Consider the following 23,506-nt stretch of genomic DNA (forward strand, 5'->3'; position numbering starts at 1 on the left):
TAGGTTGGAACAGCTGGGACAGGCACGAAAGAAGGCGGAAGTCGGAAATGAACGCAGACGGCCGTACCAGGCTCAACCAGACGCCCGAGTGGACCGCTCTCGCCAAGCACCGGGAGGAGTTGGCCGACACCCCTCTCAGGGAGCTGTTCGCCGGCGATCCCGGGCGCGGCGAGGGGTACACGCTCCAGGTCGGCGATCTGTACCTCGACTACTCGAAGCACCTGGTCACGGACGAGACGCTGCGGTTGCTGCGCGAGCTGGCCGCTGCCACGGACGTGTTCGGCCTGCGGGACGCCATGTTCCGCGGCGAGAAGATCAACGTCACCGAGAACCGGGCCGTGCTGCACACCGCGCTGCGGGCCTCGCGGGACGCGGTGATCGAGGTCGACGGCGAGAACGTCGTCCCGAAGGTGCACGCCGTCCTCGACAAGATGAGCGACTTCGCCGACCGCGTCCGCTCCGGCGCCTGGACCGGCCACACCGGCAGGCGCATCAGGAACGTGGTCAACGTCGGCATCGGCGGCTCCGACCTGGGCCCCGCGATGGCCTACGAGGTGCTGCGCAGTTTCACCGACCGCGCTCTGACGGTCCGCTTCGTCTCCAACGTGGACGGCGCCGATCTGCACGAGGCCACACGGGACCTGGACCCGGCCGAGACGCTGTTCGTCATCGCCTCCAAGACCTTCACCACCATCGAGACCATCACCAACGCGACCTCCGCGCGGACGTGGCTGGTGGACGCGCTCGGTGAGGAGTCGGCGGTCGCCAAGCACTTCGTGGCGCTGTCCACGAACGCCGAGAAGGTCACCGAGTTCGGCATCGACCCGGACAACATGTTCGAGTTCTGGGACTGGGTCGGCGGCCGCTACTCGTACGATTCGGCGATCGGCCTGTCCCTGATGATCGCGATCGGACCCGACCGGTTCCGCGAGATGCTCGACGGCTTCCGGCTGGTCGATGACCACTTCCGCACCGCGCCCGCCGAGGCCAACGCTCCACTGATCCTCGGTCTGTTGGGCATCTGGTACGACAATTTCCACGACGCCCAGTCGCACGCGGTGCTGCCGTACAGCCACTACCTGTCCAAGTTCACCGCCTATCTCCAGCAGCTGGACATGGAGTCCAACGGCAAGTACGTGGCCCGGGACGGCAGGCAGGTCGAGTGGCAGACCGGGCCGGTGGTGTGGGGCACGCCGGGTACCAACGGGCAGCACGCCTACTACCAGTTGATCCACCAGGGCACCAAGCTGATCCCGGCGGACTTCATCGGCTTCGCCGAGCCGGTGGGCGAGCTGAGTGACCAACTCAAGGCCCAGCACGACCTGTTGATGGCCAACTTCTTCGCCCAGACCCAGGCGCTGGCCTTCGGCAAGACGGCCGAGGAGGTCCGCTCGGAGGGCGTGCCGGAGGAGCTGGTGGCGCACAAGACCTTCCAGGGCAACCGGCCGACGACGACCATCCTGGCGAAGGAGCTCACCCCGTCCGTTCTCGGCCAGCTGGTCGCACTCTACGAGCACAAGGTGTTCGTACAGGGCGCGGTGTGGAACATCGACTCCTTCGACCAGTGGGGCGTCGAGCTGGGCAAGGTACTGGCCAAGCGGGTCGAGCCGGCGCTGACCGAGGGCGCGGAGGTCCGCGGACTGGACGCCTCCACCAAGACGCTGGTCGCCAAGTACAGGCAGCTGCGCGGCCGGAGCTGATCCCCGCCCGAACCGCCGCGGCAGCCTCTCTGTGTGCTCGCTGTGCGTGTCCCATAGGGTTGGGCGACTTCAGGGAAGGAAGACGCATGGTGCACAGAGGGTTCGCCGCGGCGGTCGCGGTGGCCGTGGTGGGGTTGTCGGCGGTGGGCTGCGGCAGCAGAGACCCGTCCGCGGAGGCGAAGAGCGGCGGGTCGTCCGCCACGGCGAAGGCCGCGCCGGCCTACTCCGGGCTGTCTCAGGCGCCGGAGCGGCTGGGGAACGACGGGACGACCATCACGGTCGGCGACCCGGCCGCCCCGGTGACGGTGCACCTGTACGAGGATCCACGGTGCCCGGTGTGCAAGGAGTTCGAAGCCACCGGCGGCGCCCCGCGACTGCGCGAGGCGACGATCCGGCGCGAGGCCAGGACCCAGTACACGCTGGCCTCCTTCCTGGACGGCCGGCTCGGCGGCTGGGGGTCCAGGAAGGCGGTCAACGCCCTGCGGGCCGCGCTGGACAAGGGCAAGTTCGCCGAGTATCACGACGTGCTCTACGCCCACCAGCCCGCCGAGAGCGTCGACGGGTTCACCGACGCCTACCTCCTCAAGCTGGCCGCGCGAGTCCCCGGGCTGCGCGGGCCGGACTTCGACTCGGCCGTGAAGAGCATGAAGTACCGCTCGTTCGTGATCCGGTCCGAGAAGGCCTACGAGGACGCGGGCGGAGTGAAGGACCCGAAGGGTCCCGGGACTCCCACCGCCGAGATCAACGACGTGCGCATCCCGGCCGAGTACAACGGGGTGCTGTTCGACGGTGACGTCTTCGCCGGACTGCTCTCGAAGATCCGCGCCAGCCCCCAGCAGTGGCAGGACACGTTTTCCTGACCCCGTCAGGCCACCGCGCTCAGCGTGTCCGCGAGCCGTCTGCGGGCGGCGCGGCCCGCCGGCAGCGCGGACAGCACAGCGGCACCCAGGACCGCGGCGAGGCCGACCGACAGCAGCAGCACCGGCGACGGGGACTGGGCGATCCCGGCGCCGATGCCGCTGGAGCTGCCCTGGGCGTCGATGAGCCGGCGGCCCAGCGGCAGCCCCAGCGCCGTGCCGACGATCACGGCCGCCAGGGCCGTACAGCTCGTCGCCGTGACGGTGATCGCGGTGATCTGCCGCGGCGACATGCCGATCGCCTTCAGCGCCAGCACGTCCCGCTCGCCCTCGCGAACGCTGCCGCCGATGGCGGTGAGCAGCTCGACCAGCCCGATCAGGGCCAGTACGGCGATCAGCCCGGCGACGACCGCACGCAGCGGGGACAGGCCGTCGGCCGGGTTCGTCACTGTGTGCACGTCGAGGTGGCCCCGGCCGGCCCGGGCCAGTGCGGCGGCCACGGGCTGCGGGGCGGTGCCGGGGCGCAGCCGCAGTTCGTAGAAGGCGGGGGTCAGCGCGGGGTCGTTCTCGCGGAGGGTGTCCAGGGAGGTGGTCACCACCCGGCCGGCGTTCTGCGGTTCGATGCTGCGCCCCACGATGTGCAGGATCTGCGGCCGGTCGCCCACCGTCATGCGCACCCAGTCACCGACCCGGGCGTGCAGCAGGTCCAGCAGGCCCTGGCCGGCCACCGCCTCGTCCGGTCCGTGTGCGGCCCGGCCCTCGGCGAGGGCGTAGGGGTAGGGCTCGGCACGGGTGCCCACGCCGCGCAGCGCGATGGTGCCGGTCTGACCGGGGACCAGTGCGGCGACCTCGACGCCGGGGTAGGCGGCGGCGACCCGGTGATCGCCGGTGAGCAGGGCCCGTACGGCGGATGTGTCCAGGGCACCGTCGGAGCGGACCGTCAGGGACGTCGGCAGACCCATGCGGTCCGGGCTGTTGTGGAAGCGGTCGATCGTGGTCCAGGCGCTGAGCGCCACCACGATCAGCAGCAGCGGCAGGGTCAGCCGGGCCACGGTGGCCAGCGAGCGGCCGCGCCCCGTGAACGCCTTGTGGCAGCCGAGGACCAGCGCGGCCGGCAGCCGCAGCCCGAGCGCCCGCCGGGCCGGTCCGGTCAGCCGTCCGCCGGCCGGTGCGGCCGGGCGCGGCACCGGAACCGGCGGCACCCGCCCGGCCCGCCACGCCGCGAGCCCCGTGGTCAGTCCGATGAACAGGACCGCGCCCACGGGCACCACGAGCAGCGCCACGGTGTGCCCCGGCAGCCCCTGCCACACTCCCACGGCGTCACCGAGCCGGCCCGGGATCAGGCTGCCCAGGGCATCGGTGAGCGCCGCCGCGGCCACCGAGCCGAGCAGGGCGTAGGCCAGGTGCTGGAGCAGGAAGATCCGGACGACCTGACCGGGTGTGAAGCCGATCGCCTTCAGCACCGAGATGTCCCGCAGATGCCCGCGGATGCGGGTGGCGATCGCCCCGTGCACGGCGAACCCGGCGGCGATCAGGGCGCCGAGACCGAACAGGCCGAGCACCTGGCCGAGCAGCCGGTTGTCGCCCTGGGCCGCGGCGCGTGCCTGCTGCCAGGTGGAGACCTCGCCGACCGCGCCCGCGCCCAGCACCGTGACGGCCCGCTGCACCGCGTAGTCCGTGTCGGCCGGGTCGCCGAGGCGCAGCCCGATCACTTGGCCGCCGGGAGCACGTACGGCGGAAGGCAGCGCCCACACCAGCCCCGGCTGCTCGCCCGCGCTGTAACGGGGCTCGGCACTGTCCGCGATGCCCTCGACGGTCAGGGAGCGGGCGGTACCGGGCAGGGTCAGGGTGTCCCCGGGCTCCGCCAGCAGCGCGCGGGCCAGGCTGCTCTCCAGCACCACCCCGTCCGGTTCGGCCGGATCCAGCCAGTGCCCGGCGGTGAGCAGCGGCCGGCCGACGGAGGGTGGCTTCGGGGTGCCGCGCAGCTCCACGGAGGCGCGGGTGCCGCGTACGGCGACGGTGGCGGACTCGGTGCGGTAGGGGCCGGCCACGGACTCGACACCGGCCAGCCGGGCCAGCCCGCGGGCGTCGGCCGACGGCACCGTGTGGATCCACACGTGCGCCCCGCGGGCCTGTGTGAAGACGCGCTGCCAGGGGTTGGTGGCGTATCCGAACAGGGCGGTGGCCAGCAGCAGCGAGACGACGATCCCGGCGGTGGCCAGCACGAGGAACAGCGCCTCACCACGGTGGGTACGCAGATCGGAGTGCGCCCAGCGCAGGGTGGCTCGTACGTCCCGGAGATCCAGCACCGTCAGTCCCTCAGCTCCAGCACGCCCGAGATCCCCGGCTTCCTGGGCGGCGGGGTGCCGTCCAGGGCGGCGTCGTCGGCTATCCGCCCGTCGAAGAAGCTGATCACCCGGTCGGCGGCGCTCGCCAGCCGGGCGTCATGTGTGACCAGCACGATCGTCTGGCCCCGTCCGTGGAAGCGGGACAGCAGCCGCATCACCTCGCGCGTGCCCTTGCTGTCCAGGCTGCCGGCGGGCTCGTCGGCCAGCAGCAGCGGGGGATGGTTGACCAGGGCCCGGGCGAGCGCGACCCGCTGCTGTTCGCCGCCGGACAGCTCGCCCGGCATGCTGCGCTCCTTGCCCTGGAGCCCCAGCTCGGCCAGCAGCTCCTCACGCTCGGCGCGGGCCTTCTTCGGCGGGACGCCGGCGAGCAGGGCGGGCAGCTCCACGTTGTCGGCGACGGACAGGTTCGACACCAGGTTGAAGAACTGGAACACGATCCCGATCGCCTTGCGGCGTTCCACCGCCCAGCGCGCCTCGCTGAAGGAGTCCGTGCACCGGCCGTCCAGCCAGATGCTGCCCTCGTCGGGGCGCTGCAGCCCGCCGAGCAGATGCAGCAGCGTCGACTTGCCGGCGCCGGACGGGCCGGTGATCGCCACGAACTCGCCCCGCGCCACGGACAGGTCGACCCCGCGTACGGCATGCGCGGGCGCGCCCTCGCCGTGGTGGGTCTTCACCAGACCCTCGGCGCGCAGCACCGGAGTGCCGTCAGTGCTCACCGAAGGTCCTCCAGTTCCTCCTGGCACCGCTCCAGCCAGTCGAGATCGGCCTGCAGATGCAGCATCGCGCCCTCGATGAGCAGATGGGCGATGCGGTTGTCCCGGTTCTCGGCCGCGGCCAGCTTCGACAGGTTGCGCATGGTGTTGAGGTACTGGCGCCGCTGGTGGTTGATGAGGGCGATCTGGTCGGCGAGACCGGTCTGCGGGGCGAGGGCGAGCTTCATGAAGAACTCGTCCCGCACCCGCGGCTCGTCCTCTGTCTCCTCGAACCAGGCGTGCAGCGCCTCCCGCCCGGCGTCGGTGAGGTGGTAGACCTTCTTGTTGGGTCGGCTGGACTGCGCGACGTCCTCGCCCTCGATCAGTCCCGACTTCTCGAGGCGGCCGAGGGTGACGTAGATCTGGCCGACGTTGGGCTGAGGGTACGCGGAGCCCAGCAGTTGCTCAAGGTCCTGCTTCAGCTCATAGCCGTGGGCCGGGCCGCGGGCGAGGAGTGCCAGGAGGGGCAGGCGCACTCGTGCTCTCCTCCTAGTCTGCGTAATGTGCTCCAGGCCCTAGTATCGCCCATACCTAACAGGTATACATGGCCTCTGGCTCCCGGGCGAGGGTGCCCGGAGCCGTGTGTACGTGTTCAGGGAGGAACCTATGCGGTGGATACGCGCCGCCGGTAGGGGCCTCCTCGTTCTCGCCGTGATCCTCACCGGGTACGTCGCCTCCGGCGCGCAGGCCGACGAGGGGACGGGCGACGGCCGCGGCCCGCTCACCCTGGCCACCGCCGGCGATCTCACCGGCTATCTCGCCCCGCTGCTCCAGGGCTGGAACCGCACCCACCCCGGCGAGAAGGTCACCCTCGTCGAGCTGCCGGACTCCGCCGACGAGACCCATGCGCAGATGACCACCGACCTGCGCGGCGGCGACCGGGGCCGGTTCGACGTCCTCAACATCGACGTCAACTGGACCTCGGAGTTCGCCGCGGCCGGCTGGATCCGCCCGCTGCCGCCGGACCGCTTCCCGCTGAAGAGCTTTCTGCCGCCGGTCGTGGACACGGCCACCTACGACGGCCGGCTGTACGCCGTCCCGTACGTCACGAATGCCGGACTTCTCCTGTATCGCAGGGACATCCTCGCCAAGGAGGGCGTGCCGCCGCCGCGCACCTGGGCCGAGCTGGAGCGCGACGCGAAGACCATCGCGCCGAGGTACGGACTCGGCGGCTACGCGGGTCAGTTCCTGCCCTATGAGGGCCTCACCGTGAACGCGGCCGAGGCCGTCTACTCGGCGGGCGGCACGATCCTCGGCGACGAGGGCACCCGGGTCACCGTCGACTCCTCCGCCGCCCGCAAGGGCATCGGCTTCCTCGCCCGTGGCGTCCGCGAGGGCTGGATACCCAAGGCGGCGCTGACCTACAAGGAGGAGGAGTCCAAGCAGGCCTTCCAGGACGGCAGGCTGCTCTTCCTGCGCAACTGGCCCTACGCCTACGTCGTCGCCTCCGCCAAGGGTTCCAAGGTCGCCGGGAAGATCGGCGCCGTACCGCTGCCCGGCCCCGACGGACCGGGGACCAGCGTGCTCGGCGGCTCCAACCTGGCCGTCAACTCCCATACCCGGCACCCCGATTCGGCCGCCCGTCTGATCGCCTACCTCACCAGCGCGCCCGTCCAGCGCCAGGTGCTCACCCGGGGCGCGCTGCCGCCCGTACGCGCCGCGCTCTACGAGGACCCCACGCTGGTCCGCAGGTTCCCCTATCTGCCGACCCTGCGCACCGCCGTGCTCACCGCCCGGCCGCGCCCCAAGAGCCCGCACTACGACCAGGTCAGCCTGGTGGTGCAGGCCGTGATGCAGGACGCGCTCAGCGGGCGGGAGACGCCCGAGCAGGCCGTGCGCCGGCTTGCGCGCGAGCTCGACGCGATCGCCCGCCGATAGTTACTTGTTAAGTAACGCGCAGATCTCATCTGGGCGCCCAATGCCCCATTAAGTCCGTATTCGAACCCCCAACTCCTCGGTAGCTTGCGTTCTTTTCGTTGACACCCTCACGACACACCTACCTAACATGCATGCATGCTGAGTAAGTACCACTGGTGGCGTGACGCGGTGATCTACCAGGTCTACGTCCGCAGCTTTCTCGACAGCACCGGCGACGGCATCGGCGATCTGGCCGGCGTCCGGGCCGGGCTGCCGTATCTGAAGAAGCTGGGCGTCGACGGCATCTGGCTGAGCCCGTTCTATCCCTCGCCCCAGCACGACCACGGCTACGACGTGGCCGACTACTGCGGGGTCGACCCGCTCTTCGGTGATCTCGCCGAGTTCGACCTGCTGATGGCCGCCGCGCACCGGCTCGACATCAAGGTGCTCCTCGACATCGTCCCCAACCACTGCTCCAGCGAGCACCCGTGGTTCCGCGAGGCGCTGGACAGCGCACCCGGCAGCCCGGCCCGCGCCCGCTTCCACTTCGCCGACGGCCGTGGTCCGGGCGGCAGCGAGCCGCCCAACAACTGGCACGCCATGTTCGGCGGCCCCGCCTGGACCAGGCTCGGCGACGGCCAGTGGTACCTGCACATGTTCACGCCCGAGCAGCCCGACTGGAACTGGCGCACCCCCGAGGTCGCCGCCGAGTTCGACCGCGTCCTGCGCTTCTGGCTGGACCGGGGCGTCGACGGCTTCCGCATCGATGTCGCCGCCGGCCTCTACAAGCACCCCGAACTGCCCGACTCCGACGACCCCGAGGCCGACGCCCGCACCCGCGACTCGGTCAACCCGCTCGCCTGGAACCAGCCCGAGGTGCACGAGGTGTGGCGCCGGTGGCGCGCGCTGTGCGAGGAGTACACCGCACGCGACGGCCGCGAACGCCTCCTGGTCGGCGAGGTCTCCGTCCCCACCGCCCGCGAACACGCCCGGTACGTCCGCCCCGACGAACTCCACCAGGCCTTCTTCTTCGACCTGCTCGGCGCCCCCTGGGACGCCGACGCCTTCCGCAAGGTCATCTCCGAGGCCATGGAGGACATCGCGGGCACCGGTTCCACGGTCACCTGGGTCCTCAACAACCATGACCAGGTCCGCACCGTCACCCGCTACGGCGAACCCGCTCCCGAGGGCAGCGGTCTCGGCGCCGCCCGCGCCCGCGCCGCCGCGCTGCTGATGCTGGCCCTGCCCGGAGCCGCGTACATCTACCAGGGCGAGGAGCTGGGCCTGCCCGAGGTCGTCGACCTGCCCGACGACGTGCTCACCGACCCGATATTCCGCCGCACCGGAAGCCGTGCCCGCATCCGCGACGGCTGCCGGGTGCCGCTGCCCTGGTCCGGACAGGCCTCCCCGTTCGGCTTCACCTCCGGCGTGGAGGGCGCCAAGCCCTGGCTGCCGCAGCCCGACTACTTCGCCGAGTACGCCACCGACCGCGCCCTCGCCGACACCCGCTCCTTCTGGCACCTGTACCGCGATGGCCTCCAACTCCGTGCAAATCTACCGCAGTTGGGCGAAGGCACGCTCGACTGGCTGGACACCCCGCCCGGCGTCCTCGCCTTCACCCGCGGCGAGGGCCTGGTCTGCGCCGTCAACTTCGGTACGGCGCCCACGCCCGCCCCGGTCTCCGGCACCCCCCTGCTGTCCAGCGGCCCCTGCCCGGCCGGCGTCCTGCCCGGCGCCACGGCCGCCTGGTGGCTCAGCGACCTCTGACCCCCGTCACCGTCACCTCACCCCCCGAAGGGACATCAACGATGATGCGACGACGTACCACCCTGCTCACCAGCTGCACCGCCCTCGCCCTGGCGCTCGGCGCGACCGCCTGCGGCGGCGGGCCCGTCTCGGCCGGCGGCGGTGACAAGGCGCTCAGCGGCCAGACCGTCACCGTGGCCGGCGTCTGGACCGGCAGCGAACAGAAGAACTTCCAGAAGGTGCTGGACGCCTTCACCGCGAAGACCGGCGCCAAGACGCAGTTCATCTCCACCGGCGACAACGTCTCCACCGTCGTCGGCAGCAAGATCGAGGGCGGCAACGCGCCCGACGTCGTGATGGTCCCGCAGGTCGGCGTGCTCGACCAGTTCGCGAAGAAGGGCTGGCTCAAGCCGCTCTCCCCGACGGCGCAATCGACGATCACCGCCGACTACGCGCCCGTGTGGAAGAAGTACGGCAGCGTCGACGGCACCCTGTACGGCCTCTACTTCAAGGCCGCCCACAAGTCCACCGTCTGGTACAGCCCCGACGCGCTCTCCCAGGCCGGGGTCAAGCCGCCGAAGACGTACGACGAGATGCTGAAGGCCGGCCACACCGTCTCCGACTCCGGGCTCGCGGCCTTCGCCGTCGGCGGTGAGGACGGCTGGACCCTCACCGACTGGTTCGAGAACATCTACCTCTCCCAGGCCGGACCCGAGAAGTACGACGCCCTCGCCGCGCACAAGCTGAAGTGGACCGACGCGAGCGTGGTCAAGGCGCTGGGGACGCTCGGCAAGCTGTTCAAGGACAAGCAGCTGATCGCGGGCGGCCAGAAGGAGGCCCTGAACACCGACTTCCCCAGCTCGGTGGAGAAGGTGTTCGGACCCAAGCCCGAGGCCGGCATGGTCTACGAGGGCGACTTCGTGGGCGGAGTCGCGCACGACCAGTTCGGCAAGACCATCGGCAAGGACGCGAACTTCTTCCCGTTCCCGGCGGTCGACGGCGGCACGGCACCCGTAGTCAGCGGCGGCGACGCGGCGGTCGTCCTCAAGGACGGCAAGAACGCCAAGGCCGGCATGAAGCTCCTGGAGTACCTGGCCACCCCGGAGGCCGCGGCCGTGTGGGCGAAGGCGGGCGGCTTCCTGTCCCCGAACAAGAAGCTCGACCCGGCCTCCTACGGCGACGACGTCACCCGCGCCACCGCCAAGTCCCTGATCGACGCGGGCGACTCGGTCCGCTTCGACATGTCCGACCAGGCCCCGGCGGCTTTCGGCGGCACCAAGGGCGCCGGCGAGTGGAAGCTGCTCCAGGACTTCCTGCGCGACCCGTCGGACCCGAAGGGCACCGCGGCGAAGCTGGAAGCCGCCGCGGCCAAGGCCTACCAGGGCTGAGCGGCAGCCATCATGACCGCCACCGCTCTCGTGAAACAGCAGGCGGGCCCGCGGGCCGCCGGCGCGGCGCGCGGGCGCCGCAGCCGGCGGCGCGCCCGGCTGATCGCCCTGCTCTTCGTCTTCCCCGCGCTGCTCCTGCTCGGCGCGCTCGTCGTCTACCCGGTGCTGTTCTCCGTCGGCCGCAGCTTCTTCGACGCCTCCGGCACCCGGTTCGTGGGCGGCGGCAACTACGCCGAGATGTTCCGCGACCCGGCGACCCTGAAGGCCATCCGCAACACCGCCATCTGGGTGGTCGTGGCCCCGTCCCTGCTGACCGGCCTCGGCCTGATCCTGGCCGTGCTGGTGGAGAAGGTCCGCTGGGCGACGGCGTTCAAGCTGCTGCTCTTCATGCCGATGGCCGTGTCCTTCCTGGCCGCCGGCATCATCTTCCGGCTCGCCTACGACGAGGACCCGAACAAGGGCGTGCTGAACGCGGCCGTGGTCTCCGTCCACGACGCCTTCGACGGCACCTCCTCGTACCCGACAGCGCGCGGCCGCCAGGGCCTGCTGACCCAGGACCGCGACGGCTCGTACCGTACGACCGCCTCCGCGGGCCACTCGGTGACGCTCCCGATGGTCGGGGTGCTGCCCAAGGACCTGCCCAAGGGCGCCTCGCCGGCATACCCGGCGGCCTCCCGCAGGGCCGCGCCGGGCGAGCTGCGCGGTGTCGTCTACCTGGACTTCACCCCCGGCGGGGGCGGCAGGCAGGGCAAGGTCGACCCGAAGGAGAGCGGCCTGCCCGGCATGCACGTCCAGGCGGTGCGCGACGGGCAGACGGTCGCGAGCACGACCACCGCGGCCGACGGTTCCTTCCGCTTCTCCGGGCTGCGCGCGGGCTCGTACACGGTGAGACTGCCGCAGTCCAACTTCGCCCCGCCCTACCAGGGCGTCTCCTGGCTCGGGCCGACGCTCGTCACCCCGGCGATCATCGGCGCGTACCTGTGGATCTGGACGGGCTTCGCGATGGTGCTGATCGGTGCGGGTCTGTCGACCCTGCCCCGGGACGCGCTGGAGGCGGCCCGGATGGACGGCGCGAACGAGTGGCAGATCTTCCGCCGGATCACGGTCCCCCTGCTGGCGCCGGTGCTCACCGTCGTCTTCGTGACCCTCGTGATCAACGTGATGAAGGTCTTCGACCTCGTCTACATCATCGCGCCCGGACCGGTGCAGGAGGACGCCACCGTGCTCGCGACCCAGATGTGGCTCGTGTCCTTCGGCGGCGGTAACAACCAGGGCCTCGGCAGCGCGCTGGGCGTGCTGCTCCTGCTCCTGGTGATCCCGGCGATGGTCTTCAACGTCCGCCGCTTCCGAAGGAGCCAGCGATGAACTCGGCGATGAACACCGTCCGGCGGGGCCTGGGCAACGGCCTGGTGCAGGCCTTCCTGGTGGTGATCGGCCTGGTCTGGCTGACCCCGCTCGCCGGCCTCTTCGTGTCCTCCCTGCGCTCGGCGCAGGACACCGCGAAGGGCGGCTGGTGGACGGCCCTCAGCAGCCCCGGACAGCTGTCCTTCGACAACTACTCGGCCCTGCTGAAGAACTCCGGCATGACGCAGGCCTTCTGGAACACGGTCCTGATCTCGGTGCCGGCCACGACGCTCGTCGTGGTCATCGCCGCCCTCGCCGGATACGCCTTCGCCTGGCTGGACTTCCCGCTGAGGGAGCCCCTCTTCCTGCTGGTGGTGGCCCTGTTGGTGGTGCCGGTCCAGATCGGCCTGCTGCCGGTGGCCAAGCTCTTCGGCGCGCTGGGCCTGTTCGGCACGATCCCCGGCGTGGTCCTCTTCCACGTGGCCTACGGCCTGCCCTTCGCCGTGTTCCTGCTGCGCAACTACTTCGCGGAGATGCCGAAGGAGATGCTGGAGGCGGCCCGGATGGACGGGGGCAGCGAGTGGCGCATCTTCACGCGCCTGGTCCTGCCGGTGGGGCGTCCCGCGATCGCCTCGCTCGCGATCTTCCAGTTCCTGTGGGTCTGGAACGACATGCTGGTCGCCCTGCTCTTCGCCGACAGTTCCTCCCAGCCGCTGACCGTGGAACTCCAGTCCCAGATCCGCCAGTTCGGCAGCAACATCGACGTCCTGGCCCCGGGCGCGTTCCTGTCCCTGATCGTGCCGGTGGTCGTGTTCTTCGCCTTCCAGCGGCACTTCGTCCAGGGCGTGATGGCGGGCTCGGTCAAGTGACCGAGCCCGCGCGGCTCACGCGTACGTCCAGCGCCGGGCGCTGCCGCTGTAGGAACACGTGATCGGCGTACCGCTCGCCGTGGTGGTCGTCGCCCCATGGTCGCTGCTGCGGCAGAACTGGCCCGTCTGGTAGCAGTTGCCGGCGTTGGAGACGATGGAGCAGGTGCCGCTGCCGCCGCCACTGCCGGTGTCGTCACTGCGCACCGTGCCGGAAGCGGCCTTGGTGACGGTGACGGTCGGTCCGGGCGTTCGGACGGTCTTCGTCCTGGTGACCGTAGGCCCGGGCTCAGGCCGGGCGGTCACGGTGGTCGTCGCGGTGACGGCCACGGTGGGCCGGGGCGCCGGTGCCGACGCCTTGGCCGCGCTGTCGTGCGTGGACTGGCCACAGCCGACCGCGCCGGCGGCCACTCTCCCGGGAGGGCTCGGCGTCAGCCGTGGAAGGTGATGTAACCGTTGCCGTCCGGGTCGTTGCCGGACTTGGTGTAGGCGTGGGTGTCCGCGTGGGCACCGGACGGCTTGTACAGGTAGATGGTGTCCCTGTCGTTGTTCCAGATGAAGTTGCAGTTCTGGCGGTAGACGACGTTGTTGGCGTCCGAGTCGGTGCCGTGCCCGCCGCGCAGCTTCACGTAGTCGCCGGGCTGGAGGTAGTGGTTCGAGGGGAACGTGAACCGGTTCCCGGCGGCGTCCTTGACGACGTAACCCTTGAGGTTGACGGTCGTGCTGCGCGAGTAGTTCTTGATCGTCAGGTACTCGTCGCGGGTGTTGCCCGTCTGGCAGTTGTTGGAGTCCCGCCCAGGCGCGTCGTACTGGACGCCCTTGATCTTCAGGGCGGAGGAGTACTCGGTCGCCTGGGCCGGCGCGGCGACGACGACGGCGAGCGTTCCGGCCGTGACAGCGGTGGCCAGCGCGAAGCGTATACGCATGATGAGGTCCCCCCTCAGTGGTGCGGTTCAGCGCCAGGAGCTTACACAAAAGTTGACGGTTGCACGGATGTTCCGTGCAGAAATTGTGAAGCTCCGTCGAGGGGGGACCTCAGTGGTTCACGGCGACGCCGGCGGATACAGCGATCGCGGCAGCTGCGAAGCCGCGGCCGAGTCCAGCAGCCACAGCGTGCGCGAGCGGCCGTACGCCCCCGCCGCCGGGGCCTGGATCTCGCCCGCGCCCGACAGGGCGATGGCCGCGGCCTCCGCCTTGTCCTCGCCGGCCGCGAGGAGCCAGACCTCGCGGGCCGCGCGGATCGCCGGGAGGGTGAGGGAGATCCGGGTCGGCGGCGGCTTGGGGGCGCCATGGACGCCGATCACCGTGCGTTCCGTCTCCCGCACCCCCGGATGCTCCGGGAAGAGCGAGGCCACATGGGTGTCCGGGCCGACGCCCAGCATCAGGACGTCGAAGGTCGGGACCGAGCCGTGGTTCTCCGGCCCGGCCGCCTTCGCCAGCTCTGCCGCGTACGCCTCCGCCGCCGCTTCGACGTCCGTACCGTACGGCCCGTCGGAGGCGGGCATGGCGTGCACGCGCTCCGGGTCCAGCGGGACCGAGTCGAGCAGGGCCTCGCGGGCCTGCGTGACATTGCGCTCGGGGTCGCCCTCGGGCAGGTAGCGCTCATCGCCCCACCACAGGTCGAGCCGGCCCCAGTCGATGGCGTCCCGGGCCGGTGCCGCCGCCAGCGCGGCCAGCAGGCCGTTGCCGTTGCGGCCGCCCGTGAGGACCACGGACGCGGTGCCCCGGGAGGCCTGCGCGTCCACGATCTTCGTGATCAGGCGGGCCGCGGCGGCCTGCGCCATCAGTTCCTTGTCGCGGTGGACGACCAGCTGCGGAGTGCTCACTTCGCCGCCGCCTTCCTCGCAGGTGCCTTCTTCGCGGTCTTGGCCGCCGCCCTCTTGGCCGGTGCCTTGGCCGCTTCCTCCTCGGGCTGGGGCTCGGCCACCGGCTCGCCCGCAGGCTGCTGCTCCGGGACCGTGTGCAGCCGCTCCACGCCGTAGCGCAGCGCCGACGCGTAGGTGTCGTCCGGGTCGAGCCGGCGCAGCTCCTCCGCGATCAGCTCGGCGGTGTCCCGTCGCTTCAGCGCCACCGCGCGGGCCGGCTGGCCCTCGATGGCCAGCGTGGCCAGCGTGCCGTCCGCGCGGTCCAGGACGATCGGGCCGCAGCTCGTGTCCATGCGGACCGCGGTGAGACCCGGGCCGCCCGACAGCGACCGCTTCACCGGTACGTCCAGCCGGTCCGCGAGCCACATCGCCAGCAGCTCACAGCTCGGGTTGAACTCCTCGCCCTCCACCTCGACGGCCCGCACCTCACAGGTGACCTGGTCCAGGGCCGCCGCGAGCATCGAACGCCACGGCGTGATCCGGGTCCAGGACAGGTCGGTGTCGCCGGGCATGTAGGCCTCGGCGCGGGCGGACAGCTCCCGCACCGGCTGCTCGGCGGCGTAGCTGTCGGTGACCCGGCGCTGGGCGAGCGCGCCCAGCGGGTCCTTCGCCGGGTCCAGCGGGGCGTTCACCGGCCACCACACGACCACCGGCGCGTCCGGCAGCAGCAGCGGCAGCACGACCGAGTCGGCGTGGCCCACGACCTCGCCGTACAGCCGCAGCACGACCGTCTCGCCGGTGCCCGCGTCCGCGCCCACCCGCACCTCGGCGTCGAGACGCGAGGAGGTGCGGTCGCGCGGGGTGCGGGAGACCCGCTTGATGACCACCAGGGTGCGCGAGGGGTGCTCGTGCGAGGCGTCGTTGGCGGCCTTCAGCGCGTCGTAGGCGTTCTCCTCGTCGGTGACGATGACGAGGGTCAGGACCATGCCGACGGCGGGGGTGCCGATGGCGCGGCGGCCCTGGACGAGCGCCTTGTTGATGTCGCCGGCGGTGGTGTCGGTCAGGTCTATCTTCATGGCCGGCGCCAGCTCCGTCCGTCTCGTGCGAGCATCTCGTCCGCCTCGGCGGGGCCCCAGGTGCCCGACGGGTACTGCGCGGGCCTGCCGTGCTTGTCCCAGTACTCCTCGATCGGATCGAGGATCTTCCAGGACAGCTCGACCTCCTCCGTGCGCGGGAAGAGGTTGGCGTCGCCCAGCAGCACGTCCAGGATCAGGCGCTCGTACGCCTCCGGGCTGGACTCCGTGAAGGACTCGCCGTAGGCGAAGTCCATGGAGACGTCCCGGATCTCCATCGAGGTGCCCGGCACCTTGGAACCGAACCGCACGGTCACGCCCTCGTCCGGCTGGACGCGGATGACGATCGCGTTCTGGCCCAGCTCCTCCGTCGCCGTGGTGTCGAAGGGCGAGTGCGGGGCCCGCTGGAAGACGACGGCGATCTCCGTCACGCGGCGGCCCAGGCGCTTGCCGGTGCGCAGATAGAAGGGGACGCCCGCCCAGCGGCGGTTGTCGATCCCCAGCTTGATCGCCGCGTACGTGTCGGTCTTCGACCTGTGGTCGATGCCCTCTTCCTCGAGGTAGCCGATGACCTTCTCGCCGCCCTGCCAGCCGCCCGCGTACTGCCCGCGCACGGTGCTGCGGCCCAGGTCCTTGGGCAGCCGTACCGCGCCGAGCACCTTCTCCTTCTCCGCGGCCAGCGCGTCCGCGTCGAAGGAGGCGGGCTCCTCCATGGCGGTCAGCGCCATGAGCTGGAGCAGGTGGTTCTGGATGACGTCACGGGCGGCGCCGATGCCGTCGTAGTAGCCGGCGCGGCCGCCGATGCCGATGTCCTCGGCCATGGTGATCTGCACGTGGTCCACGAAGGACCGGTTCCAGATCGGCTCGAACATCGTGTTGGCGAACCGCAGCGCCAGGATGTTCTGGACGGTCTCCTTGCCGAGGTAGTGGTCGATGCGGAACACCTGGTCCGGCTCGAACACCTCGTGCACGACCTTGTTCAGTTCCTCGGCCGACTTCAGGTCGTGCCCGAACGGCTTCTCGATGACCGCGCGCCGCCAGGAACCGCCCGACTGGTCGGCCAGCCCGTGCTTCTTCAGCTGCTGGATGACGACCGGGAAGGAGCGCGGCGGCACCGACAGATAGAAGGCGAAGTTGCCGCCTGTGCCCTGTGCCTTGTCCAGCTCCTCGATGGTGGAGCGCAGTCGCTCGAAGGCGTCGTCGTCGTCGAAGGTGCCCTGGACGAAGCGCATCCCCTGGATGAGCTGCTGCCAGACCTCCTCGCGGAACGGCGTACGGGCGTGCGCCTTGACGGCGTCGTGGACCTCCTGCGCGAAGTCCTCGTGCGCCCACTCGCGGCGGGCGAAGCCCACCAGCGAGAAGCCCGGCGGCAGCAGACCCCGGTTGGCGAGGTCGTACACCGCGGGCATCAGCTTCTTGCGGGACAGGTCGCCCGTGACACCGAAGATGACCAGACCGGACGGCCCCGCGATACGCGGGAGCCGTCGGTCGGCCGGGTCACGAAGCGGGTTCGCTCCGGAACCGGAAAGGGGTGACAACTCAGCCCTCCGAAGGGGCAAGGCGCTCGAGCTCCGCCTGAGTGGACTTCAGCAGGTCGTTCCAGGACGCCTCGAACTTCTCGACGCCCTCGTCCTCCAGCACCTGCACGACGTCGTCGTACGAGATGCCGAGCTTCTCCAGCGCGTCGAGGTCGGCGCGCGCCTGCTCGTAGGTGCCGGCGATGGTGTCGCCGCTGATCTGGCCGTGGTCCTCGGTGGCCTCCAGCGTGGCCTCCGGCATGGTGTTGACCGTGTTCGGCGCGACCAGCTCGGTGACGTACAGCGTGTCCGGGTACGCCGGGTCCTTCACACCGGTCGACGCCCACAGCGGACGCTGCTTGTTGGCGCCCGCGTTCTCCAGCGCCTGCCAGCGGTCGGAGGAGAAGACCTCCTCGTACGCCTGGTAGGCGAGGCGCGCGTTGGCGACGGCGGCCTTGCCGCGCAGCGCCTTGGCCTCGTCGGTGCCGATGCCGTCCAGGCGCTTGTCGATCTCGGTGTCCACGCGGGACACGAAGAAGGACGCCACGGAGTGGATCAGCGACACGTCCAGGCCGCGCTCCTTGGCCTTCTCCAGGCCGGAGAGGTAGGCGTCCATGACGGCCCGGTACCGCTCCAGGGAGAAGATCAGGGTGACGTTGACGCTGATGCCGTGACCGATCGTCTCGGTGATCGCCGGCAGACCCGCCTCGGTGGCCGGGATCTTGATCAGGGTGTTGGGGCGGTCCACCAGCCAGGCCAGCTGCTTGGCCTCGGCGACGGTGGCCCTGGTGTTGTGCGCCAGGCGCGGGTCGACCTCGATGGAGACCCGGCCGTCCTTGCCGCCGGTGGCGTCGAAGACCGGGCGCAGGATGTCGGCGGCGTCGCGGACGTCCGCCGTGGTGATCATGCGGATGGCCTCCTCGACGGTGACCTTGCGGGCGGCGAGGTCGGCGACCTGCTGCTCGTAGCCGTCTCCGCCGCTGATCGCCTTCTGGAAGATCGTCGGGTTGGTGGTGACGCCCACGACGTGCTGCTGGTCGATCAGCTCGGCGAGGTTGCCGGACGTGATCCGCTTGCGCGACAGGTCGTCCAGCCAGATCGCGACGCCTTCCTCGGAGAGGCGCTTCAGTGCGTCTGTCATGGAATTACATCTCCTACGTGTCGTATATGGGCGTCAGCGCTGGGCGGCGGCGATGGATTCCCGGGCCTTGGCGGCCACATTCTCGGCAGTGAAGCCGAACTCGCGGAAGAGCACCTTGCCGTCGGCGGAAGCACCGAAGTGCTCCAGGGAAACGATGCGGCCGGCGTCCCCCACATAGCGATACCAGGTCAGCCCGATGCCCGCCTCCACGGCCACACGGGCCTTCACGGACGGCGGGAGCACGGAGTCCCGGTACCCCTGGTCCTGCTCCTCGAACCACTCGACGGACGGCATCGACACGACTCGCGTCGGAACACCCTCGGCCTGGAGCTGCTCACGCGCCTCCACGGCCACATGCACCTCGGAACCGGTGGCGATCAGGATCACCTGCGGCTCGCCGCCTTCGGCCTCGAACAGCACATAGCCGCCCTTGGCCGCGTCCTCGTTGGGCTCGTAGGTCGGCACGCCCTGGCGGGTGAGCGCGAGGCCGTGCGGCTGGCCCTTGCCGAACTCCTTGGTCCAGCGACCCAGGATCTCGCGCCAGGCGATCGCGGTCTCGTTGGCGTCCGCCGGGCGGACGATGTTCAGGCCCGGGATCGCGCGCAGCGAGGCCAGGTGCTCGACCGGCTGGTGGGTGGGGCCGTCCTCGCCGAGGCCGATGGAGTCGTGCGTCCACACGTACGTCACCGGCAGGTGCATCAGGGCCGACAGGCGCACCGCGTTGCGCATGTAGTCGGAGAAGACGAGGAACGTACCGCCGTAGACACGGGTGTTGCCGTGCAGCGTGATGCCGTTCATCTCGGCGCCCATCGAGTGCTCGCGGATGCCGAAGTGGATCGTGCGGCCGTACGGCTTGGCCTCGGGCAGCGGGTTGCCCTCGGGCAGGAACGAGCTCTCCTTGTCGATGGTGGTGTTGTTCGACCCGGCGAGGTCGGCGGAGCCGCCCCACAGCTCGGGGATCACCGCGCCGAGCGCCTGCAGCACCTTGCCGGAGGCGGCACGCGTCGCGACACCCTTGCCCGGCTCGAAGACCGGGATCTTCTCCTCCCAGCCGGTGGGCAGCTCGCCGCGGCTGATGCGGTCGAACTCGGCGGCACGCTCGGGGTTGTCGTCCCGCCACACCTGCAGGGACTTCTCCCAGTCGGCGCGCGCCTGGGCGCCGCGCTCCAGGGCCTTGCGGGTGTGCGTGATCACCTCGTCCTCGACGGCGAAGCTCTTCTCCGGGTCGAAGCCCAGGACGCGCTTGGTGGCCGCGACCTCCTCCTCGCCCAGCGCCGAGCCGTGCGCGGCCTCGGTGTTCTGGGCGTTCGGGGCCGGCCAGGCGATGATCGAGCGCATCGCGATGAAGGACGGCTTGTCCGTGACCTTCTTCGCCTCCTGGATCGCGGCGTAGATCGCCTGCGGGTCCAGGTCGCCGTTGTCCTGGGCCTCCACGCGCTGCACATGCCAGCCGTAGGCCTCGTAGCGCTTGACGGTGTCCTCGGAGACGGCCGTCTCGGTGTCGCCCTCGATCGAGATGTGGTTGTCGTCCCACAGCAGGATCAGGTTGCCGAGCTTCTGGTGGCCGGCCAGCGAGGAGGCCTCGGCGGAGATGCCCTCCTGCAGGCAGCCGTCACCGGCGATGCAGTAGATGAAGTGGTCGAAGGGCGACTCGCCGGCCGGGGCCTGAGGGTCGAACAGGCCGCGCTCGTAGCGGGCGGCCATCGCCATGCCCACCGCGTTGGCGACACCCTGGCCGAGCGGACCGGTGGTGGTCTCGACACCCTTGGTGTGCCCGTACTCCGGGTGGCCCGGGGTCTTCGAACCCCAGGTGCGGAAGGACTCCAGGTCCTCGAGCTCCAGGCCGAAGCCGGCCAGGTAGAGCTGCGTGTAGAGGGTCAGGGACGAGTGGCCGGCGGACAGCACGAAGCGGTCGCGCCCCACCCACTCCGGGTCGGCCGGGTCGTGCCGCATCACCTTCTGGAAGAGGGTGTAGGCGGCCGGGGCCAGGCTCATCGCCGTACCGGGATGGCCGTTGCCGACCTTCTGTACGGCGTCGGCGGCCAGGACACGGGCGGTGTCCACGGCCCGCTGGTCCAGCTCGGTCCACTCAAGGTCTGTGGTGGTCGGCTTGGTGCTCACCCTGGGTCAGGGCTCCTCTCCACATGTCGGTCGCCGGTCTTCGGGGCATACGCCCACCCGGCCGCCGACGCGCTTGTCGCCCGCCGGCCGCTGACGAGCCTACCCCTGTGAGGACGTGCATTTTTTCGAGTGTTTCCAGACTGCCGGGACTCCGTCGGATCCGCCTCCCGACTGGCCGAGAAGCCATTTGGCACATGAATACGGAGGCGGTCATCTGAGCGCTCAATCGAGTGCCCGCTCCCCTCTTATGGGGCGTGCGCCAACACGACCCCACCCCCGCGAAGGGCGGGGTATGGGCAACGTCTAAAGTGGCGTGGTACGCGCGAGCCTTTACCGCGACTTCACCGGGGAGGCTCGCTGGGAGTCTCTGTCAGGGGTGTGCGTGACGGCCGTCGAATCACGTCCAGCGGGCGTGCTGGGTGGTGCGAGCCAGGGCCCGGTCCACCGGCCGTTCGGGGCCCGTGTCAAGGCGTTCGTGGCTCTGACCAAGCCGCGGATCATCGAGCTGCTGCTCATCACCACCGTTCCGGTGATGTTCCTGGCGCAGCAGGGCGTGCCCGACCTCAAGCTGGTCCTGCTGACCTGCATCGGCGGCTACCTCTCGGCAGGCGGCGCCAACGCGCTGAACATGTACATCGACCGGGACATCGACGCCCTGATGGACCGCACCTCGCAGCGCCCGCTGGTGACCGGCATGGTCAGCCCGCGCGAGTGCCTCGCCTTCGGCGTCACCCTCGCGGTCGTCTCGACGCTCCTCTTCGGCTTCACCGTCAACTGGCTGTCCGCCTGGCTGTCCCTCGGCGCACTCCTCTTCTACGTCGTCGTCTACACGATGCTCCTCAAGCGGCGTACCTCGCAGAACATCGTGTGGGGCGGCATCGCGGGCTGCATGCCCGTGCTCATCGGCTGGTCGGCCGTGACCGACTCCCTCTCCTGGGCGCCGGTCATCCTGTTCCTGGTGATCTTCTTCTGGACCCCGCCGCACTACTGGCCGCTGTCCATGAAGGTGAAGGACGACTACGCGCGCGTGGGCGTGCCGATGCTTCCCGTGATCGCCTCCAACAAGGTCGTCGCCAAGCAGATCGTGATCTACAGCTGGGTGATGGTCGCCGTCTCCCTGCTCCTCACCCCGCTCGGCTACACCGGCTGGTTCTACACGGCCGTCGCGCTGGCCGCCGGCGGCTGGTGGCTGTGGGAGGCGCACGCGCTGCAGAACCGCGCCAAGGCCGAGGTCACGGGCGTGAAGCTGAAGGAGATGCGGCTGTTCCACTGGTCGATCACCTATGTGTCGCTGCTGTTCGTGGCGATCGCGGTGGACCCGTTCCTGCGCTGACGCACGCCGGGCGTACGTCACAGAGCCCTGCTCTCGCCAGCCGATCTACCCGCGAGTAGCATCCTGGCCATGGCAGACACGCAGCAGGTTGACGCGAGGGCCGAGCGCAAGGCCGCAAAGCTCGCCCACCGGATCAGCGCCTTCGCCAAGGCCCACGGCGGCGCCGAGGGCCAGGTGGCCTACATCGGCGAGCGCGGCGCCCGCATCGTCCTCGTCGGCGAGGACGGCGGCTGGGGCGACCTGGTGGCCCCCAGCACCGAGATCGCCGAGAAGGCCGTGGAGAAGTCCGGCATCACCGTCCACGAGTCCTTCGACGGCGAGTTCGCGGCGAAGGTGAAGACGGGCTCGTACGAATGGAAGCGCATGGCCGGCATTCAGATCGGCGGTTGAACAGCCAACCCGGAGGGGCGCGGGGAACTGCGCGAGCAACCACAGACGACCGGTAGCCGCCGAACCACCCGCACTCCCCGAGCTGATCCGCGACCTCAAACCCCGTTCACTCGTTAGGCCGCAAAGCCAGCGCACGCGGGGAGGCCCGGATGATCGAAACACCGTCCCTCGTGGACCAGTACTGCCACGGCGTACTGCGCACAGAGCTGGGCCTCGGCACCTTCGAGGCCCAACTCGCCCGCACCGAGGGCCCACCCGCGCCCGGCACCACCCTCTTCGACACCCAGACGGGATTCGCCGTACGGCGCTGGTGCCCACCCCTGCTCGGCCTGGAACCGCACTGCCCGCCCGCCCGCTATCTGGCCCGGCGCCGGGAACTGGGCGTCCTGGAAGCGGGCCGCAGGCTGCTGCGGGGCAGCGGCATCACCACCTACCTCGTCGACACCGGTCTGCCCGGCGACCTCACCGGCCCCGCCGAGCTGGCGTCCACGGGTGATGCCGACGCCCGTGAAATCATCCGGCTGGAGCAGCTCGCAGAGCAGGTCGCCGACACCTCCGGCACCGTCGAGTCCTTCCTCGCCAACCTCGCCGAGTCGGTGCACGGCGCCGCCGCGAACGCGGTCGCCTTCACCTCCGTCGCGGGGCTGGGACACGGACTGGCGCTCGCGCCCGAGCCGCCGGGGCCGGGGGAGGTGCGGGGCGCGGCGGGTCGCTGGCTGGCCGGGCGGCGGGTCGGCGGGCCGCTCACCGACCCGGTGCTGTTACGGCATCTGCTGTGGATCGCCGTGGCCTCCGGCCTGCCGCTCCAACTGCACGCCGGGCTCGGCGAACCGGCCTCCCGCATCGACCGTACCGACCCCGTGCTGCTCACCGACTTCGTGCGGGCCACCGCGGGCCTCGGCACCGACCTGATCCTGCTGCACGGCTACCCGTACCACCGCCACGCCGCCCACCTGGCCGGCGTCTTCCCGCACGTCTACACCGACTCCGGCGCCGCGCTCGTCCGCACCGGCGCCCGTGCGGCCACCGTCCTCGCCGAGATCCTGGAGCTGGCCCCCTTCGGCAAGATCCTCTTCTCCACGGGCGCCCATGGCCTGCCCGAGCTGCACGTCGTCGGCGCCCGGCTGTTCCGCGAGGCCCTGGCCCGGGTCCTGGGCACCTGGGTCGCCGAGGGGGCCTGGTCCCTGGAGGACGCCCAGCGGGTGGCCCGGATGGTCGCGGCGGACAACGCGCGCCGGGTTTACGGACTGGCGTGAGCTGCCCAGACT

Annotated in this window: 20 protein-coding genes; 10 read left to right on the forward strand and 10 right to left on the reverse strand. The window is 70.6% G+C overall.

Features of this window, described 5'->3' with window-relative positions; all coding sequences use genetic code 11:
• Positions 1-47 precede the first annotated feature (47 nt).
• Both pgi and ACZ418_RS27455 read left to right on the forward strand, forming a co-directional pair.
• The gene (pgi, locus tag ACZ418_RS27450) at positions 48-1,700 is read left to right on the forward strand and encodes a glucose-6-phosphate isomerase (RefSeq protein WP_468367923.1); all 1,653 of its coding nucleotides are present in this window, start codon (positions 48-50) and stop codon (positions 1,698-1,700) included.
• An 86-nt stretch (positions 1,701-1,786) separates the two neighbouring features.
• Entirely contained in the window at positions 1,787-2,560 is a 774-nt protein-coding gene (locus ACZ418_RS27455; protein ID WP_468367925.1) for a DsbA family protein, read from the forward strand.
• Between the two features lie 5 nt (positions 2,561-2,565).
• Here ACZ418_RS27455 and ACZ418_RS27460 read toward each other — a convergent pair whose 3' ends face one another.
• From ACZ418_RS27460 to ACZ418_RS27470, 3 genes are read right to left on the reverse strand one after another with little or no spacing between them, the layout of a single operon-like run.
• Entirely contained in the window at positions 2,566-4,866 is a 2,301-nt protein-coding gene (locus ACZ418_RS27460) for an ABC transporter permease (protein WP_468367928.1), read from the reverse strand.
• Positions 4,867-4,868: 2 nt separating this feature from the next.
• A complete protein-coding gene (locus ACZ418_RS27465) occupies positions 4,869-5,660 on the reverse strand; it encodes an ABC transporter ATP-binding protein (protein WP_468368342.1) in 792 nt (263 codons plus the stop codon).
• Positions 5,618-6,133 carry a PadR family transcriptional regulator gene (locus tag ACZ418_RS27470; RefSeq protein ID WP_468367931.1) on the reverse strand — a complete coding sequence of 172 codons (516 nt, stop codon included), beginning with the start codon at positions 6,131-6,133 and terminating at the stop codon, positions 5,618-5,620. The genes ACZ418_RS27465 and ACZ418_RS27470 overlap by 43 nt, the downstream gene beginning before the upstream one ends.
• A gap of 130 nt (positions 6,134-6,263) precedes the next feature.
• Between ACZ418_RS27470 and ACZ418_RS27475 the strand changes: the two genes are divergently transcribed.
• From ACZ418_RS27475 to ACZ418_RS27495, 5 genes are all read left to right on the forward strand, one after another.
• Positions 6,264-7,535, forward strand: a complete 1,272-nt coding sequence (locus tag ACZ418_RS27475; RefSeq protein ID WP_468367933.1) for an ABC transporter substrate-binding protein — start codon at positions 6,264-6,266, stop codon at positions 7,533-7,535.
• Between the two features lie 135 nt (positions 7,536-7,670).
• Positions 7,671-9,281, forward strand: a complete 1,611-nt coding sequence (locus ACZ418_RS27480; protein WP_468367936.1) for a glycoside hydrolase family 13 protein — start codon at positions 7,671-7,673, stop codon at positions 9,279-9,281.
• A 41-nt stretch (positions 9,282-9,322) separates the two neighbouring features.
• Positions 9,323-10,648: an ABC transporter substrate-binding protein gene (locus tag ACZ418_RS27485; protein WP_453172517.1), complete on the forward strand. Its 1,326-nt coding sequence runs from the start codon at positions 9,323-9,325 to the stop codon at positions 10,646-10,648.
• Between the two features lie 12 nt (positions 10,649-10,660).
• The gene (locus ACZ418_RS27490) at positions 10,661-12,013 is read left to right on the forward strand and encodes an ABC transporter permease (protein ID WP_468367940.1); all 1,353 of its coding nucleotides are present in this window, start codon (positions 10,661-10,663) and stop codon (positions 12,011-12,013) included.
• A gap of 8 nt (positions 12,014-12,021) precedes the next feature.
• The gene (locus ACZ418_RS27495) at positions 12,022-12,861 is read left to right on the forward strand and encodes a carbohydrate ABC transporter permease (RefSeq protein ID WP_468368345.1); all 840 of its coding nucleotides are present in this window, start codon (positions 12,022-12,024) and stop codon (positions 12,859-12,861) included.
• Between the two features lie 15 nt (positions 12,862-12,876).
• On the opposite strand, the gene ACZ418_RS27500 is transcribed toward ACZ418_RS27495, so the two are convergent.
• From ACZ418_RS27500 to tkt, 7 genes are all read right to left on the reverse strand, one after another.
• On the reverse strand, positions 12,877-13,293 hold the full coding sequence (locus tag ACZ418_RS27500) for a hypothetical protein (RefSeq protein WP_468368348.1): 417 nt from the start codon (positions 13,291-13,293) through the stop codon (positions 12,877-12,879).
• Positions 13,290-13,784, reverse strand: a complete 495-nt coding sequence (locus ACZ418_RS27505; protein ID WP_468367942.1) for a lamin tail domain-containing protein — start codon at positions 13,782-13,784, stop codon at positions 13,290-13,292. Before ACZ418_RS27505 ends, ACZ418_RS27500 begins: the two co-directional genes overlap by 4 nt.
• Positions 13,785-13,901: 117 nt before the next feature.
• On the reverse strand, positions 13,902-14,684 hold the full coding sequence (gene pgl, locus ACZ418_RS27510; protein ID WP_468367945.1) for a 6-phosphogluconolactonase: 783 nt from the start codon (positions 14,682-14,684) through the stop codon (positions 13,902-13,904).
• On the reverse strand, positions 14,681-15,739 hold the full coding sequence (gene opcA / locus ACZ418_RS27515; protein WP_468367947.1) for a glucose-6-phosphate dehydrogenase assembly protein OpcA: 1,059 nt from the start codon (positions 15,737-15,739) through the stop codon (positions 14,681-14,683). Before opcA ends, pgl begins: the two co-directional genes overlap by 4 nt.
• A complete protein-coding gene (zwf, locus tag ACZ418_RS27520) occupies positions 15,736-17,274 on the reverse strand; it encodes a glucose-6-phosphate dehydrogenase (protein WP_468367950.1) in 1,539 nt (512 codons plus the stop codon). The genes opcA and zwf overlap by 4 nt, the downstream gene beginning before the upstream one ends.
• A gap of 1 nt (position 17,275) precedes the next feature.
• Positions 17,276-18,394, reverse strand: a complete 1,119-nt coding sequence (gene tal, locus ACZ418_RS27525) for a transaldolase (RefSeq protein ID WP_468367952.1) — start codon at positions 18,392-18,394, stop codon at positions 17,276-17,278.
• A gap of 33 nt (positions 18,395-18,427) precedes the next feature.
• Positions 18,428-20,515, reverse strand: a complete 2,088-nt coding sequence (gene tkt / locus ACZ418_RS27530; protein WP_468367954.1) for a transketolase — start codon at positions 20,513-20,515, stop codon at positions 18,428-18,430.
• A gap of 376 nt (positions 20,516-20,891) precedes the next feature.
• Here tkt and ACZ418_RS27535 point away from each other — a divergent pair, with 376 nt between their 5' ends.
• The 3 genes from ACZ418_RS27535 to ACZ418_RS27545 all read left to right on the forward strand — a co-directional run bounded on the left by ACZ418_RS27535 (position 20,892) and on the right by ACZ418_RS27545 (position 23,494).
• Positions 20,892-21,848 (forward strand): heme o synthase, encoded by a 957-nt coding sequence (locus ACZ418_RS27535; protein WP_468367956.1) that lies wholly within the window; start codon positions 20,892-20,894, stop codon positions 21,846-21,848.
• A 69-nt stretch (positions 21,849-21,917) separates the two neighbouring features.
• Entirely contained in the window at positions 21,918-22,238 is a 321-nt protein-coding gene (locus ACZ418_RS27540) for a hypothetical protein (RefSeq protein ID WP_468367959.1), read from the forward strand.
• A 149-nt stretch (positions 22,239-22,387) separates the two neighbouring features.
• The gene (locus tag ACZ418_RS27545) at positions 22,388-23,494 is read left to right on the forward strand and encodes an amidohydrolase family protein (RefSeq protein WP_468367960.1); all 1,107 of its coding nucleotides are present in this window, start codon (positions 22,388-22,390) and stop codon (positions 23,492-23,494) included.
• Positions 23,495-23,506 lie beyond the last annotated feature (12 nt).

The organism is Streptomyces sp. NPDC030820 (assembly GCF_055572075.1).

What these genes read in the sequence shown, in the direction of transcription:
- pgi (WP_468367923.1), top strand. Translation starts at nt 48, where the DNA reads ATGAACGCAGACGGCCGTACCAGGCTCAACCAGACGCCCGAGTGGACC.
- ACZ418_RS27455 (WP_468367925.1), top strand. Translation starts at nt 1,787, where the DNA reads ATGGTGCACAGAGGGTTCGCCGCGGCGGTCGCGGTGGCCGTGGTGGGG.
- ACZ418_RS27475 (WP_468367933.1), top strand. Translation starts at nt 6,264, where the DNA reads ATGCGGTGGATACGCGCCGCCGGTAGGGGCCTCCTCGTTCTCGCCGTG.
- ACZ418_RS27480 (WP_468367936.1), top strand. Translation starts at nt 7,671, where the DNA reads ATGCTGAGTAAGTACCACTGGTGGCGTGACGCGGTGATCTACCAGGTC.
- ACZ418_RS27485 (WP_453172517.1), top strand. Translation starts at nt 9,323, where the DNA reads ATGATGCGACGACGTACCACCCTGCTCACCAGCTGCACCGCCCTCGCC.
- ACZ418_RS27490 (WP_468367940.1), top strand. Translation starts at nt 10,661, where the DNA reads ATGACCGCCACCGCTCTCGTGAAACAGCAGGCGGGCCCGCGGGCCGCC.
- ACZ418_RS27495 (WP_468368345.1), top strand. Translation starts at nt 12,022, where the DNA reads ATGAACACCGTCCGGCGGGGCCTGGGCAACGGCCTGGTGCAGGCCTTC.
- ACZ418_RS27505 (WP_468367942.1), bottom strand. Translation starts at nt 13,784, where the DNA reads ATGCGTATACGCTTCGCGCTGGCCACCGCTGTCACGGCCGGAACGCTC.
- opcA (WP_468367947.1), bottom strand. Translation starts at nt 15,739, where the DNA reads ATGAAGATAGACCTGACCGACACCACCGCCGGCGACATCAACAAGGCG.
- tal (WP_468367952.1), bottom strand. Translation starts at nt 18,394, where the DNA reads ATGACAGACGCACTGAAGCGCCTCTCCGAGGAAGGCGTCGCGATCTGG.
- ACZ418_RS27540 (WP_468367959.1), top strand. Translation starts at nt 21,918, where the DNA reads ATGGCAGACACGCAGCAGGTTGACGCGAGGGCCGAGCGCAAGGCCGCA.
- ACZ418_RS27545 (WP_468367960.1), top strand. Translation starts at nt 22,388, where the DNA reads ATGATCGAAACACCGTCCCTCGTGGACCAGTACTGCCACGGCGTACTG.